Annotated in this window: 15 protein-coding genes; 10 read left to right on the top strand and 5 right to left on the bottom strand. The window is 75.8% G+C overall.

Annotated features, from left to right (window positions below):
* Positions 1 to 162 precede the first annotated feature (162 nt).
* Together ACIQI7_RS02425 and ACIQI7_RS02420 are read right to left on the bottom strand one after the other, a co-directional pair.
* Positions 163 to 1,308 carry a glycosyltransferase gene (locus ACIQI7_RS02425; protein ID WP_401104087.1) on the bottom strand — a complete coding sequence of 382 codons (1,146 nt, stop codon included), beginning with the start codon at positions 1,306 to 1,308 and terminating at the stop codon, positions 163 to 165.
* Entirely contained in the window at positions 1,305 to 1,604 is a 300-nt protein-coding gene (locus tag ACIQI7_RS02420; protein WP_401104085.1) for a hypothetical protein, read from the bottom strand. The genes ACIQI7_RS02425 and ACIQI7_RS02420 overlap by 4 nt, the downstream gene beginning before the upstream one ends.
* 143 nt (positions 1,605 to 1,747) lie before the next feature.
* Here ACIQI7_RS02420 and ACIQI7_RS02415 point away from each other — a divergent pair, with 143 nt between their 5' ends.
* The 5 genes from ACIQI7_RS02415 (at position 1,748) to ACIQI7_RS02395 (ending at position 6,474) form a co-directional block, all read left to right on the top strand.
* Positions 1,748 to 2,680, top strand: coding sequence for a 3-oxoacyl-[acyl-carrier-protein] synthase III C-terminal domain-containing protein (locus ACIQI7_RS02415; RefSeq protein ID WP_401104082.1), 933 nt, complete (start codon positions 1,748 to 1,750; stop codon positions 2,678 to 2,680).
* 127 nt (positions 2,681 to 2,807) lie between these two features.
* On the top strand, positions 2,808 to 3,098 hold the full coding sequence (locus ACIQI7_RS02410) for a phosphopantetheine-binding protein (RefSeq protein WP_387753373.1): 291 nt from the start codon (positions 2,808 to 2,810) through the stop codon (positions 3,096 to 3,098).
* Between the two features lie 4 nt (positions 3,099 to 3,102).
* Positions 3,103 to 3,888 (top strand): hypothetical protein, encoded by a 786-nt coding sequence (locus ACIQI7_RS02405; RefSeq protein ID WP_401104078.1) that lies wholly within the window; start codon positions 3,103 to 3,105, stop codon positions 3,886 to 3,888.
* A 44-nt stretch (positions 3,889 to 3,932) separates the two neighbouring features.
* The gene (locus tag ACIQI7_RS02400; protein WP_401104075.1) at positions 3,933 to 4,562 is read left to right on the top strand and encodes a 4'-phosphopantetheinyl transferase family protein; all 630 of its coding nucleotides are present in this window, start codon (positions 3,933 to 3,935) and stop codon (positions 4,560 to 4,562) included.
* A 112-nt stretch (positions 4,563 to 4,674) separates the two neighbouring features.
* Positions 4,675 to 6,474, top strand: coding sequence for a condensation domain-containing protein (locus ACIQI7_RS02395; protein ID WP_401104072.1), 1,800 nt, complete (start codon positions 4,675 to 4,677; stop codon positions 6,472 to 6,474).
* Between the two features lie 29 nt (positions 6,475 to 6,503).
* Here ACIQI7_RS02395 and ACIQI7_RS02390 read toward each other — a convergent pair whose 3' ends face one another.
* Positions 6,504 to 7,220 (bottom strand): hypothetical protein, encoded by a 717-nt coding sequence (locus ACIQI7_RS02390; RefSeq protein WP_401104069.1) that lies wholly within the window; start codon positions 7,218 to 7,220, stop codon positions 6,504 to 6,506.
* Positions 7,217 to 7,804 (bottom strand): RNA polymerase sigma factor, encoded by a 588-nt coding sequence (locus tag ACIQI7_RS02385; RefSeq protein ID WP_401104067.1) that lies wholly within the window; start codon positions 7,802 to 7,804, stop codon positions 7,217 to 7,219. Before ACIQI7_RS02385 ends, ACIQI7_RS02390 begins: the two co-directional genes overlap by 4 nt.
* 299 nt (positions 7,805 to 8,103) lie before the next feature.
* On the opposite strand from ACIQI7_RS02385, the gene ACIQI7_RS02380 reads away from it, so the two are divergent.
* The 5 genes from ACIQI7_RS02380 (at position 8,104) to ACIQI7_RS02360 (ending at position 12,760) form a co-directional block, all read left to right on the top strand.
* Positions 8,104 to 8,907, top strand: coding sequence for an SAM-dependent methyltransferase (locus ACIQI7_RS02380; RefSeq protein ID WP_401104065.1), 804 nt, complete (start codon positions 8,104 to 8,106; stop codon positions 8,905 to 8,907).
* Positions 8,908 to 9,010: 103 nt separating this feature from the next.
* Positions 9,011 to 10,003 (top strand): class A beta-lactamase, encoded by a 993-nt coding sequence (gene bla, locus ACIQI7_RS02375; protein WP_401104062.1) that lies wholly within the window; start codon positions 9,011 to 9,013, stop codon positions 10,001 to 10,003.
* A 160-nt stretch (positions 10,004 to 10,163) separates the two neighbouring features.
* Positions 10,164 to 11,051 (top strand): DMT family transporter, encoded by an 888-nt coding sequence (locus tag ACIQI7_RS02370; protein WP_401104059.1) that lies wholly within the window; start codon positions 10,164 to 10,166, stop codon positions 11,049 to 11,051.
* A 147-nt stretch (positions 11,052 to 11,198) separates the two neighbouring features.
* Positions 11,199 to 11,981 (top strand): SDR family NAD(P)-dependent oxidoreductase, encoded by a 783-nt coding sequence (locus tag ACIQI7_RS02365; RefSeq protein ID WP_401104056.1) that lies wholly within the window; start codon positions 11,199 to 11,201, stop codon positions 11,979 to 11,981.
* Positions 11,982 to 11,989: 8 nt separating this feature from the next.
* Entirely contained in the window at positions 11,990 to 12,760 is a 771-nt protein-coding gene (locus ACIQI7_RS02360; protein WP_401104053.1) for a polysaccharide deacetylase family protein, read from the top strand.
* Between the two features lie 76 nt (positions 12,761 to 12,836).
* On the opposite strand, the gene ACIQI7_RS02355 is transcribed toward ACIQI7_RS02360, so the two are convergent.
* Entirely contained in the window at positions 12,837 to 13,928 is a 1,092-nt protein-coding gene (locus ACIQI7_RS02355; RefSeq protein WP_401104050.1) for a hypothetical protein, read from the bottom strand.
* Between the last annotated feature and the right edge of the window lie 8 nt (positions 13,929 to 13,936).

Genomic DNA, 13,936 nt, shown 5'->3' with positions numbered 1-13,936 from the left:
CACCCTAGGGCGAACCCCGCCCCGGAAACAATGGCCTAGACCAATGGACGTGCGCTCCGCCGGTCTGCTAAGGGGCGGGGCCGAGGGGCGGGTCCGGGCCGGTCGGAGGCCGGTCCGAGGAGGGGGAGCGTCGGTCCGGGGAGGAAGGCCGACCGGGCCCGGTCAGCCGAGTGCCTCCAGGCGGTCCGCCGCGGCTGCCGCACCGCCCCCGGCCAGCAGCTCCCGCCCGACCTGAACCGCCCGCTCCCGGTACCCCGTGGTGTCGAGTACGGCCCGCAGCGCGTCCCCCAGCCGTTCCGGCGTGACGCGCGCGAACGGCACCTGCGGCCCCGCGCCCGCCGCCGCCACCTGGCGGGCGACGATCGGCTGGTCGTGCCGGATCGGCGCGGTGACCAGCGGCAGGCCGTGCGCCAGCGCCTCGCCCACGGTGTTCATCCCCCCGTGGCAGAGCACGGCGTCCAGCTCGCCGCGCGCCATCAGCTCCAGCACCGGCGCCCGGTCCACCGCCACGGCCCGCGCGGGCAGTTCGGGCAGCAGCTCGCGCGGCCCGGCGAACACCGGCTGCACGTCCTCGCCGGACAGCTCCAGCGCCCGCACGGACCGGGCCAGGAAGTCCGCGCCCAGATCGCCGGCCAGCGTGCCCATGGTGACCAGCACCCGCCGCCGGCCGGGCAGCAGCCGCTGCCACGGGAAGTCCGGATCGTGCGGCCGGGCCGGGATCACCGGCCCGACGAGCGCGTGCCCCGGCGGCGGGGCCGAGCCGGTCAGCGCCGGGCCGGTCGTCGCCAGCAGCAGGTGCGGGGAGAAACGCGGGTCCAGGTACTCCGCGGCGGGCAGTGCGGCGCGCTCCCACAGCCCGCGCAGCAGCCCGGTCATCCACGCCTCGACCTGCGGCAACGCTCGGTAGGGGCGGCCCAGTTCCATCGCCCCGGGGGCGAAGGACGCCCACGGCAGCGCGTGCCGGTGGGCGACCAGCGCTCCCGCCGGGGTGTGCTGGTCGACCAGCAGCACGTCCGGCCGCCACTCCCGCACGATCGCGTCCAGCGGCTTCAGGGTGAAGCGGGTGTACGGGACGATGAAGCCCTCCCAGAGCGAGCGCAGCGCGGCCAGCCCGTGCCCGCCCTGGGCCCGGAACGCCCGGGTGCCGGTGCCGAGCACCTCGGCGCGCGGGCCGAGCAGCGGGCGCAGCACCGACTCGGTGCCGGTCCAGGCCACCTGGTGTCCGCGGGCGGTCAGTTCGGCCGCGATGCCCGCGGCCGGGTTGATGTGTCCGGTCAGGGGTGGCACCACCAGCAGGTACCTGGTCATCGGGTGTCCTCCTCGGGGAGCAGTCGCTGCACGTCGGCGACGGTCAGGGTCTCCAGGGCGGCCAGGTCCAGCCCGGCACGCAGCGCGGCGAGGTCGGCCCGCGGGCCGAACCGCTCGCGCAGCCGCTCGGCCAGGTCGGCGAGTTCGTCCTCGTCCAGCAGCAGGTCGCCGTCCAGCCGGGCGTCCGGGGTGACGTGGCGCGCCCAGCCGGGCGGCGCACCGGCCACCTCGACCAGCAGGGCCACCAGCTCCTGGTTCAACGGGGCTCCGGGGTTGGGGGGTTCAGGGTTCGGCATGAGAGATCTCCCACCTGCTCGACGGCACGGGGGTGAACGCGGCCGCTCCGGAAGGCGGTTGACGGCTTCCGGGGAGCGGCGGCGACGGAGGAGGGCCCAGAGATCACTTGTGCGACCCGGCGGGCGTCGGAATACTAGCCCGCGTGACCGCACTGGAGGCAGTGGCCGTTCACCTCCCCCCGCACGCCGTTCCCATCGAGGCTGCGGGCGAGCGCATCGGCCTGACCCCACGTCAACTCCGTCTCTTCCGCCGCTTCCACGGCCTGGACCAGCTGCGCCTGGACCCGGCCGGGACGCTGCCCGACCTGCTCGACGCCGCCCTGGACGACCTGCCGGAGCTGCGCGGGCGCGAACACGACGTCCGCTTCGTGATCCACGCCCGCAGCATGCCGGTGGCGGTGCCCCATCCGCTCAACCCTCTGCACGACCTGCTCGACACCCGTGGGCTGGCGCACGCCAACGCCTTCACGGTGACCCACCACGCCTGCGCGGTGGGCCTGCTGGCCATCGACCTGGCCGGCCGGCTGCTCGCGTCCGACCCCGACCCGGCGGCGCTCGCCCTGGTGCTGACCGGCGAGAAGACCTTCACCAGGGACGCCCAGGTGGTGCCCGAGACCGGCATCTTCGCCGAGGGCGCGGCCGCCTGCCTGGTCAGCGCCGGTGGCGAGCGCCACCGGATGCTCTCATCCGTGGTGCGCCAGCGTCCGGAGTTCGACGGCCGGCTGGCCGCGGACCCGGACCTGCTCGCCCGCTACCAGCGCGAGTACCCGAACGTGATGGTGGAGACCATCGAGGCCGCCCTGGACCAGGCCGGTCTGGACCTCTCCGACCTGGCCGCGATCCTGCCGCACAACGTCAACCAGGCCTCCTGGCGGATGATCGCGCGCCGGATCGGCTACCCGGTCGAGAAAGTCGTGCTGGACAACGTGCGGTCGGTCGGGCACAGTTTCGCCTCGGACAGCCTCATCAATCTCCACACCGCCATCACACGGGGGCTGCTCCGCCGCGGCGACCACTACCTGATCGCCGCCGCCGGTGTCGGAGCGACCTTCTCCGCGATGGCGATGCGGTACTGACGGCCCGCCGGTCGCGTCGGCGGCCGCCGTCCGCACCGCGACGTCGGATCCCCGCACCACCCCAGAGCCCCCGGGGCGCCCGAAAGCCCCGGAGCACACATCCCACGTACGACGGGACGGGACACCCATGTCAGAAGCCGTGGTCCAGACCACTGACCCCGAACTGCGCGAGCGCGTCCTGCACGGCATCGGCGAGCTCCTGCCGCGCGTGCTCAAGCGCGAACTGCCCGAGATCCCGCAGGACGCCTGCCTGTTCGACGACCTCGGGCTCACCTCGGCCGGCACCATCGAGCTGATCCTGGAGCTGGAGGAGACGCTCGACATCCAGGTCGACGTCGAGCAGATCACCGAGGACGACCTGCGGTCGGTCACCAGGCTGGCCGACTACGTCGCCGGGCACGTCATCCCCGAGGACTGACCGGGTGGCCCCCGGCCCCACCGGCCTGCGGATCACCCGGGCGCTGGCCCGCCGCTCCGACGGCCGTTCGGAGACCTCGCTCGACCCGGACCTGCGGGTCTTCGTGTCCGACCTGGTCCGCCCCTACGGTCTGCCGCTGCGCGAGGACCTGCTGGGCGAGGGCGTCGGCCACTCCTACGAGGAACTGGCCGCCGGACCGCTGCGCGACGCGCTCGCCGAGGACGAGCCGGCGGACCTGCTAGTCCTCGCCTTCGACACCCCGGACGTACGGCCCGGCGCGCCGTCCTCGCTGGCGCTCAGCCGGTCCGTACCTGGGAGCCCGCTCGCCTTCGCGGTCTGCGACCAGGGCGGCGCGGCGGCCTTCACAGCCCTGCGGCTGGCCGCCGGCCACCAGCGCACCGGCGGCTGCCGCCGGGCCGTGGTGGTGCTCGCCGAGCAGACCGCCCTGCACTACGAACCACCCGGGCCGGTGCCCTTGCCGCAACGGCACGCGGTGGTGGTGCTGGTCTGCGAGGAGGCTCCCGGCGACGGTCTGGTCGTCCGGCAGACCCGGGGGGCGACCTCCCCGGCGGAGACGGTCCGGGCCGAGGCCGAGGAGCTCGGGCCCGAGGCGGCGCTGCTGCTCGGCCCCGGCTTCGAGGCGGGGGAACCGGCGCCGGCCCAGCCGTTCACCGGACTCTGGGCGGAGCTGGCCGACCACCTGCCGCGCTGGCGGGCGGACGGCCGGCCCGCACTGCTGGCCGGGTACGACCGGCGGCTCGGCGTGCTCAGCACGCTGACCCTGCCGTGACGGCGGTCGACCTCTGGCTGATCGATACGCGTCAACCATCCGCTGTGGCCGCCGAGTTGTGGCGGCTGCTGGCGCCTGACGAACGCGCCCGGGCGGAGCGGATGGCCCGGGAAGCGCGCCAACGCTTCACCGTGGTGCGCGGCGCCGTCCGGCAACTGGTCGCCGCCCGGCTCGGCGTGCGCCCGGCCGAGCTGGCCTGGCGGTACGGGTCGCACGGCAAGCCCGAGCCGGCGGAGGGCGGGGGACTGCGGGTCAACTGGTCGGCCTCGGAGGCGTTCGCGGTGCTGGCCGTCGCCGAGGGGCGGGCGGTCGGCGTCGACGTCGAGCGGCTCCACGATCCCCGGACGGCCGAGCGGATGGCCGCCCGCTGGTTCCCCGCCGAGGAGGCGCGGTTCGTCGCCGAGCCCGTCGAACCGGCCGAGCGGGCGGAGCGGTTCACCGCGCTGTGGTGCCGCCGCGAGGCCTGCGTCAAGGCGTACGGCGGGCGGCTCGCGCAGTCCTTCGGCGTGCCCGTGTCAGGTCCGTCGCCGGTGCTGGTGGCCGATCCGGGTGGGCTCGGCACCGGCCCGGCCCGGCTCTGCGACGTCCCCGTCGCCGAGCCGTTCCGGGCTGCCGTCGCCGCCCTCGGGGATTCGCCGATGCATGTCAAATCTCTTGCGTGGAAACCGAGTTGAGTCCCTGCCCAAGCTTCCGTAGTTGGTCTGGACCAGTTCGCGAGGGCGCTGGTAGCGTCTTGATCACCCCCCCCGCCGAGCCCTCCCGGGCGAGCCGAAAGGCGCGTACGACGTGACACCGCACGACGCCACCCCATGCGACGCCACCGCCGCCGACGCCACGGCGGATGCCGCCGCCCCGCACGAGCCGGCGTCACTCGCCGCGACCCCGGGCGGCCCGCGGCGGACCGCCCGGCGGGTCACCGTCCGGTTCGCCGCCGAGGGCGGCGGGTCCGGCCCGCTCACCCGCGGCCAGGACAACATGGTCCGCTGCATCCGGTCGAGCGCCCCCGAGCAGATCAACCGGGAGTCCGTCTGGCCGGTGCCCCACGGCACCTCGGTCCCCGCCGGACTGGCCGCCCTGCGCCTGCTGGTCGAGCGGCACGAGTCGCTGCGGACGTCCTTCCCCGCTGGCCCGGGGGCGGACGGCTTCCCGGAGCGACAGGTGGTGCACCGGGACGGCCGGTTCACCGTGGCCGTGGTCGAGGCCGGCGACCGCTCGGAAGAAGAACTGGACGCCCTGGCCGAGGAGTTGGGTCGCGTCGACGTCGCCGTCCCGGTGGCCCTCGACGCGCCGCCGAGAGTCCGGTTCACCCTGGTCGCCGCCGGTGACCGGCTGCTGCGGCTGGTCGCCGTGGTCTGCCACGCGGGGGCCGACGGCGCCGCCACCGCGGTGCTGATCGAGGACTGGCACGCCCTCGCCGCCGGGAAGGTGCTGCCGCCGGTCACCGCGCCGACCCCGCTGGAGATCGCCGTCGCGGAGCAGAGCCCGCAAGGCCGCCGCAGGGCCGCCGCCGCGCTGCGGCACTGGGCCCGCATCCTGACCACCGGCCCGCAGACCGTCTTCTCCGACGCGCGGGTCACCGGCCCGCCCCGCGGCCACGGCGCCCTGCTGGTCCGCTCGCGCACCGCCGCCGACCATCTCGCCGCGGTCTGCCGGCGCACCGGCGCCAGTCCCTCGGTCGTGCTGCTCGCCGCCTTCGCCGCGCTGGTCGCCCACCGTGCAGGCCGGCGCGGACTGGTGCTCTCGGCGCTCTCCGCCAACCGCCAGCGCGCCGCGCTGGTCGACCACGTCGGGACCCTCGCGCAGGACGCGCTGATCCTCCTCGACACCGGCGCGGCCGACCTCGACCAGCTGATCGGCCGGGCGAAGTCCGCTTCGCTGAACGCCTACTGGCACAGCACCCTGGACGCCGAGAAGGTCTGGCAGCTGGTCGAGGACGCGGCCCACCTGCGCGGAGCCCGGTTCGGCCGCCAGGTGGTCGTCAACGACCTGAGCCTGACCGTCCCGGCCACCGTCGCCGACACCAGGCCGCTCCCGGCCGTCGACCCCGAACTCACCGTGCTGCCCGCCCCGCCGCTGCCGGTGCGGCTGATGTTCACCGTCCTGCGGATCACCGGCAGCCTGGACTTCGTCCTGATCGCCTGCCCCCAGGTGCTCGACGCCGAGGAGGCCGAGATGTTCGCCAGGGCGCTGCCGGCCCTGCTCGCCGCCGCGGCCGAAGGCCCGGTGCTGCTCGCCGACCTGCCTGCGGTGCTCGGCCCGCCGGGTGGCGGCCGGGACGGCGAGTGGCTGCTGATCGACGACTCCTGGATCGACCTCGCGGCCGTCCGCGACCTCCTGCGCACCGCCCTCGGGGACCACCGACTGTCCGTGGTGGAAGGGAGGTTGGTGGCCGAGGTGGCGGCGTCCGACCCCGCCTTCGGCCCCGTCGAAGCGCACCGCGCGGTGGTCGCCGCCCTGCCCGGCCGCGACACCGCGATGGCACCGCACCACTACGTCGTCCGGCACGCCACCCCGGCGGGGGAACGGACCGAGTCCGGGAGCGGACGGGACCCGGCCGTCGTCGCCGCGCTGTCCGCGCTCACCTGAAGGGATGATCACGGCAGCCTGCGGGGCCCTCACCCCCACGGGTCGTCGTGATCGTCCGCCGCTCCGCGGCGAAGGTCCTCCCAGGAGCAGGCGGAGGTCGCCCCCGAGGTGAGCCCCCACGGGCTCGGCACCTCCTCCTCGTCGCCGTCCTGCACCGGCAGCCGGTCGACCACCGCGACCAGCGCCGGTGGCAGCCGCGGGGCCAGCCCCCGGTGCACCCGGGACAGGATGTCCCGCCGTACGCTGTCCGGCAGCAGCGGCCGGTCCATCCGCAACGCCCTTGGCCCGGGCGGGCGTTCGGCCGTCGCCAGCTGCTCCGACCAGGCCCGCCAGTAGTCGGCGTCGTCGGTCTCGCCGAGCATCAGGTGATGCAGGTGCAGGCAGTACGCGGCCGTTCCGCTGCCCGAGCCGGCCGCGAAGCGCCACCAGAACTCGGCGCCCTCCTCCTTGCCGGTGGCGTACAGCAGCGCGCCGAACACCTCGGCCCCCTCCGGCTCGATCCGGCGCGCGTTCACCAGCAGGTCGAGTCCGCGCGAGGCGTCCGGCGTGCCCAGCACCAGGGCCACCACCAGGCCGAGTTCGAAGGCGGCCTGCTGGTGCTCCGAGGGCAGGTGGGCGGGCGCGGCGGTCAGCCGGGCCTGGCGTACGGCGGCGATCCGCTCGGCATGGGGTCGTTCGGGCCGCGGTACGCGGAACGCCGTGCGGCCGCCGTCGGACGGGGCGCCGTCCTCCCGCCCCGCCGTCACAGATCGCCTCCGCCGTCCGGGAGTTCACCCACCCCGAGCCGGCGGGCCAGCCGCTCCCGGGCGTGCCGGAGGTTGGAGTGCACCGTCGCCACCGGCCGCCCCAGGTAGGCCGCGATCACCTTGACGTGCAGGCCGAGCAGGTACCGCAGGATGACCACGTCCCGCTGGCGGTCCGGCAGTTCGAGGATCGCCGCGTACAGCCGGACCTCGTCCGCCTCGCTGTGCAGCAGCCCGCTCGCCACCTGCTTGAACGCCCCGATCACCGCCGCGAAGGTGACCGCCTCCACCTCCACCGGCTCCTCGGCGGCCACCCAGTCCGAGACGTGCCGGTTGACCAACCGCCAGGCGTACGCGGCCGGTTCCTCGAAGCGCAGCACCTGCGGCCAGCAGCGGGCCAGGTCGGACTTCACCGCCCCGACCACCAGTGCCGCGTCGGACCGCTTTCCTATCCTGGTCAACGCGAGGGCGTGCCAGGCGGGTTCATGGGTCTCGCAGAAGGCGGCATAGGTGAGGTCCAGGCGGAGGCCGAACGCGGATCGGAGGCCGGACTCCGGGCCGGCCGGCCGCTCCGACGCCGGCTCCACGGCGGTGCACGCCACGGCCGTCCCGCCCCGGTGCCCACGCGCCGGGGCACACCTGTCGATCGTCATCGATCCTGCTTTCCGTGGCCGTCGGCTGCGCACCGGGCCACCCGAGGGTCGGGCTGTCTGTACCCATCCTCATTCCATCAGGCCTGTCACTCCAGGCTGCAATCCGAATACAGATTGTCATCTCATGCGTCTCGAATGTTCGTCCTTACCCCCGGGGTGACCGGTTCACGGTTGGCCCCCGCCCGTCCTGGGCAGCAAGCGATCGATCAGGAGCGGAACGGAGGGAGAACGCGATGGGCCTCTACGACGGGGTGGACCTACGGCTGAACGTGCCGCACTCGGCCCGGATGTACGACTACTTCCTCGGCGGCTTCACCAACTTCGCCGCCGACCGCGAGGCCGCCGGGCACGCCCTCGCCGTGGCGCCCTGGCTGCTCACCGGCGCCCGGGTCAACCGGTCCTTCATGCACCGCTCGACCCGGATGCTCGCCGAGGCCGGCTTCGACCAGTTCCTCGACATCGGCACCGGCATCCCCACCTCGCCCAACCTGCACGAGATCGCCCAGAGCGTCCGGCCCGGCGCCCGGGTGGTCTACGCCGACAACGACCCGATCGTCCTCTCGCACGCCCAGGCGCTGCTCACCGGCACCCCCGAGGGCCGCACCGCCTACGTCGAGGCCGACGTCACCGACCCGGCCCGGCTGCTCGCCGCCCCCGGCCTGCGCGACACCATCGACCTCACCCGGCCCGTCGCGCTCTCCCTCAACGCCCTGCTGCACTTCGTCCCGGACGCCCGCGGCGCGTACGAGCTGGTCGAACACCTCAAGTCGGCGCTCGCGCCCGGCAGCGCCCTGGTGATGACCCACGTCACCCCCGAGTTCGCACCCCGGGACATCGCCGACCTGGTCCGGATATACGCCTCCGGCGGCACCGAGGTCCAGCCCCGCACCCGGCCGGAGATCGCCCGCTTCTTCGACGGTTGGACCCTGCTCGACCCGGGCCTCGCCCCCACCCCGCAGTGGCGGCCCGCGCCCGGCGAGGTCCCCGCCGCCCCCGGCGAGGCCTCGGCCTACGCGGCGGTGGCCCTCCGGCCGTGATCCGTCGAACCGCGATACGCCCGCTGACGAACCATCGGTGCACGCACCGCGTCCTGGTGATCAAGAAGCGGCTCGCGCCGCGACAGTCGATCAAGGGGGATGCATGCACCCGCAGTCTTCGGAAGTACGCCACAGCCGCCGCGCCGTCCTCGGCCTGGGCCTCGGAGCGGCGGTCGCCGTCACCGCCGCGACCGGCGGAACGGCCTTCGCGACGACCGGCGGAACGGCCTTCGCGACGCCGGCGGGCGACGACCCGGCCACCGGCAACGGCCTCCACCGGGCCCTGGCCGCCCTGGAGCAGGAGCACTCCGCCCGCCTCGGCGTCTACGGCCGCAACCTGGCCACCGGCCGGACGGTCCGGTACCGGGCGGACGAGCTGTTCCCGATCTGCTCGGTCTTCAAGACCGTCGCCGCCGCCGCCGTCCTGCGGGACCTCGACCGCGACGGCGAGTTCCTCGCCAAGCGGATCCGGTACACCGTCGAGGACGTCACGCGGGCCGGCGGCACCGTCGGCGTCGAGGGCGGGGGCGGTGCGCCGATCACGGGCCGGGAGGTGAACCTGGCGAACGGCATGACGGTCGCCGAGCTGTGCGCCGCCACCATCGACTACAGCGACAACGTCGCGGGCAACCTGCTGCTCCGCGAGCTCGGCGGGCCGACCGCCGTCACCCGGTTCGCCCGCTCGATCGGCGACCGCGTCACCCGCCTGGACCGCTGGGAGCCCGAGCTCAACACCGCCGAGCCCGACCGCCGCACCGACATCACCAGCCCGCGCGCCATCGCCCTCACCTACGGCCGGCTCGCGCTCGGTGACGCCCTGCCGCCGGCCAAGCGGGACCAGCTCGCGGCCTGGCTGCGGGCCAACACCACCAGTACCCGCCGGTTCCGCAAGGGCCTCCCGGCGGACTGGGCCCTCGCCGACAAGACCGGCACCGGCCGCCACGGCACCACCAACGACGTCGGCATCGCCTGGACCCCGGCGGGCGCCCCCGTCCTGCTCTCGGTGCTGACCACCAAGCCGGCGGACGAGGCTGCTCCGATGGACGAGCCCCTGGTCGCCCGGACGGCCACGCTGCTCGCGGGCGCCCTCGGCTGACCGGACCCTCCCACCACCCCGTCGGCCCGCACCGCGCGGCGCGGGCCGACGGGGTCGTCCCGGTGGTACCCCTCACCCCCTTCGTCCCACCCGTGCGCCCCGGTTCGGCCGGGCACAGACTGGTGGTGGATCGAAGCTGCCCCGCGAGGCTGGGAGAGGCATGCTGCTGGGACTCGCCACCGCGTTGGCCGCGACCGTCTGCTTCGGCTTCGGGGCGGTCTTCCAGGCGCGCGGGGCGCGGTCGGCCCCGCGCGCCGACCGGGTGCGGGCGGGCCTGCTGGCCGCGCTGGTGCGGTCCTGGCAGTTCGTCCTCGGCACGGTGCTGGACATCGTCGGCTTCGTGCTGAGCATCGTCGCCCTGCGCACCCTCCCGCTCTTCCTCGTCCAGGCCGTCACCAACGCCAGCCTCGCCGTCACCGCCCTGGCCGCCGTCCGGCTGCTGGGTGCGCGGCTGCACCGGAGCGACCTCGCGGGCATCCTCGCCGTGGTCGTCGGCCTGACCCTGCTGGCGCTCGGCTCCGGCCGGGAGGGCCGCGACCACGCCGCGCCCGCCTTCCACTGGGCGCTGCTCGCCGCCACCGCCGTGATGCTGCTGACCACCGTGGTCCTGGCGCGCCGCGAGGGCGGCGCGGCCGCGGCCGGCTTGGGGCTGCTGGCCGGGGTCGGCTTCGGCGTGACCAGCCTGGCGGTGCGGGTCCTGGACGCCTCCGGCCCGGTCGCCGTGCTCACCGACCCCGCGGCCTACGCCCTCGCCGTCGGCGGCCTCGGCGGCTACCTCGCCTACGCCCTGGCCCTGCAGCGCGGCACGGTGACGGCGGCGACCGCCGCTGGGACGGTGACCGAGACCTTCGGCCCGGCGCTGGTCGGCGTGACGGCGCTCGGGGACGCCGCGCGCCCCGGCTTCGAGTGGTGCGCACTGACCGGCTTCGTGGTGGCGGTGGGCGGCACCTTCGTGCTCTCCCGGTTCGGCGAGCTGGAGGGCGAGTCCGCCGAGCTGTCGGCCCCGCGCCGGGGCGCCGGGGCGGAGCCCGCCGTCCCGCCCCGGTAGCCCGGACGGCTCCGCCGTGCGAAGGTGACTTGCCGGACAAAACGGACGGCGACACGGTCACAGAGCGGCAGGTGCCCGATGGCGGAGGAGCCCCACTCCCGACCCCGGCGGTCGGACCCGAAGGACGGCACGGACCCCGCCGGTCCCGTGGACCCCGCGGATACCGGCGGCCCGGCCGACCCGACCCGCCGCCCCGTCGTGCTGATCACCGGCGCCTCCTCGGGGATCGGCCACGCCACCGCCACCCGCCTGGCCGACGCCGGGTGGCACACCCTGCTCTCCGGCACCGACCGCGCCCGCCTCGACGACCTCGCCGAACGCACCGGCGGCCGCGCCCTGCCCGAGGACCTGAGCAAGCCGGACGGCCCGTCCCGCCTCGCCGAGGCCGCGCTGGCCGGGACCGGCCGGGTCGACGCCCTGATCGCGAGCGCCGGCCTGGGCTGGCGCGGCCCGTACGCGCGGACGCCCTCCGATACCCTGGACCGGATGATCGAGGTCAACCTCGCCGCCCCGCTGCGCCTGGTCCGCCTGCTGCTGCCCGGCATGCTGGAGCGCCGGCACGGCCGGATCGTGCTGCTCGGCTCGATGGCCGGCCAGGTCGGCGTGCGCGACGAGGCGGGGTACGCCGCCACCAAGGGCGGGCTGACCATGTTCGCGGAGAGCCTCTGGTACGAGCTGCGCGGCACGGGGGTGGGGGTGCGCCTGGTGCTGCCGGGGGCGGTGGACACCCCGTTCTTCGACCGGCGCGGCACGCCGTACCAGCGCGAGCGGCCGCGCCCCGTCCCGGCGGAGCGGGTGGCGGACGTCGTGGTCGCGACCATCACCACCGAGCGCGACCGGCTCTACGTCCCGAACTGGCTCGGCTTCCCGGCCCGCATCCACGGGATGGCCCCGGGCGTGTTCCGCCGGATGGCGTCCCGCTTCGGGTGAGCGCGAGGTTGAGCACCGCTGCCGGCCGCCCCGGGACGCTCGCCGCCGCGGCGCTCGGCGTCGCCGCCGGCGTCGAGTTCCTGCACCTCGCCCCGGCCGCCGTCCGGCTGCCGCCGCTGCGCCGCACCCTGGCCCGCCGCACCGCCGGCCACGGCACCGCGCCGGGCCACGTCGCCCTCACCTTCGACGACGGCCCCGACCCCCGCAGCACCCCGTACGTCCTCGACGCGCTGGACGGCCTCGGCGCCCGCGCCACCTTCTTCCTGCTCGGCGCCATGCTGGAGCGCGCGCCCGCGCTCGGCCGCGAACTGGTGCTGCGCGGCCACGAGGTGGCCGTGCACGGCTGGCACCACCGGCCGCAGTGGTACCCGGCCCCGGTCCGTGACCTGCGCGAACTGCGCCGCGCCACTGAGGCGGTGACCGGACTCTGCGGGGCGCGCCCGCTCTGGTACCGCCCGCCGTACGGCGTGCTGACCGCCGGCCCCGCCCTGGCCGCCCGCCGTCTCGGCCTGCGCAGCGTGCTGTGGACGGCCTGGGGCCGGGACTGGACGGCGGAGGCCACCGGCGAGTCCGTCTACGCGACGGCCCGCCCGGGCCTCACCGCCGGCGCCACCCTCCTGCTGCACGACTCCGACTGCACCTCCGCCCCCGACTCCTGGCGCGCCACCCTCGCCGCCCTCCCCCTGATCGCCGCCCACTGCCGCACCCACCACCTCACCCTCGGCGCACTCCGCGACCACGGGGTGCCCCCGCCGACCGGCGGGAACCGTCGGATGTGACGGACGCGCCGTCAGAACTGCCGGGCGAGCAGAGGCGCCCGCCCCGGCGCGGCCGCCCGGGCCCCGCCCGCCCCGGCTATCCCAGCCCGACCCGCCGCAGCGCCGCCCCGAACCCCGACTGCCACGCTTCAGGCGTGGCGCCGGGGCTCGGCGCCGGCTCGGGGCGGCCGAGTGCGGCCAGGGCGTTGCGGACCACCTCGGCCGGGTGGGCGGTGGCGACGTCGGCGTGGCCGAGTTCCAGTTCGTGCTGGAGGTTGTCGCGCCCGTGCCCCTGCACCACGTCCAGGAGCAGCAGCCGCCGGCCCAGGGCCCGGGCCTCGCTGCAGGTGTCGCCCGAGCTGGTGACCACCAGGTCCGCGGCGGCCATCAGGGCGGGGACGCGGTCGGTGTAGCCGAAGGGGTGCAGCCGGGGCTCCCGGCGTGCGGCGGCCCGCAGCCGGCGCTCCAGTTCCCGGTTGCGTCCCGCCACGGCGAGCACGTGCGGCCCGGCGGCGGCCAGCGAGGCGGCGGTGCGGGCGAGCGGGCCGAGCCCCCAGGAGCCCGACATCAGCAGCACGCACGCGGCGCCGGCCGGCACGCCCAGCTCGGCGCGCGCCGCGGCCCGCGCCGGCGGCGTGTAGAACGGCTGCCGCAGCGGTGCCGGCACGACGACGATGTCGGCGTCCGGCCGGTACCGCCGCACCGCGCACGCGGCGACCTCCGAGGTGACCAGGAACAGGTCCGTCCGCTCCTGCACCCAGAGCCGGTGCGGCGTCACGTCGGTGCAGAACACGAAGTGCCGGAACTCCCGCACCGGAGCCTGCCGCAGCAGCCGGTCGACCGCCGAGGTCGCGGTGGCGAACACCGACACCACCAGCTGCGGCCGCTGCGCCTCGACCAGCCGCCGCAGCGCCGGGACCAGCCGGCTGCGCGCCGCCGCGTCCGCGAGCAGCGCGAGCCGGGTGCCCGGCCGCAGGGCCGAGAAGTGGAAGGCGTCGTACACCCCGGGCAGGTCGAGCAGTCGGCGGAACACCGCCTCCCCGGCCGCGCCCGAGCGCTGCCCGAGCAGGGCCATGGCGTCGACGGTGCGGGTGGTCCAGCCGCGTTCCCGCAGGGTGTCCGCGCAGGCCTGCGCCATCACGTCGTGGCCCTGACCGAGCGAGCCGGAGACCAGCAGGGCGTGCGGCATCGGGCGGC

This window comes from Kitasatospora sp. NPDC092039 (genome assembly GCF_044756065.1).
GTDB lineage: Bacteria > Actinomycetota > Actinomycetes > Streptomycetales > Streptomycetaceae > Kitasatospora.
The sequence above is the reverse complement of the archived record's forward strand: the minus strand, read 5'-3'. Positions and strand labels throughout refer to the sequence as shown.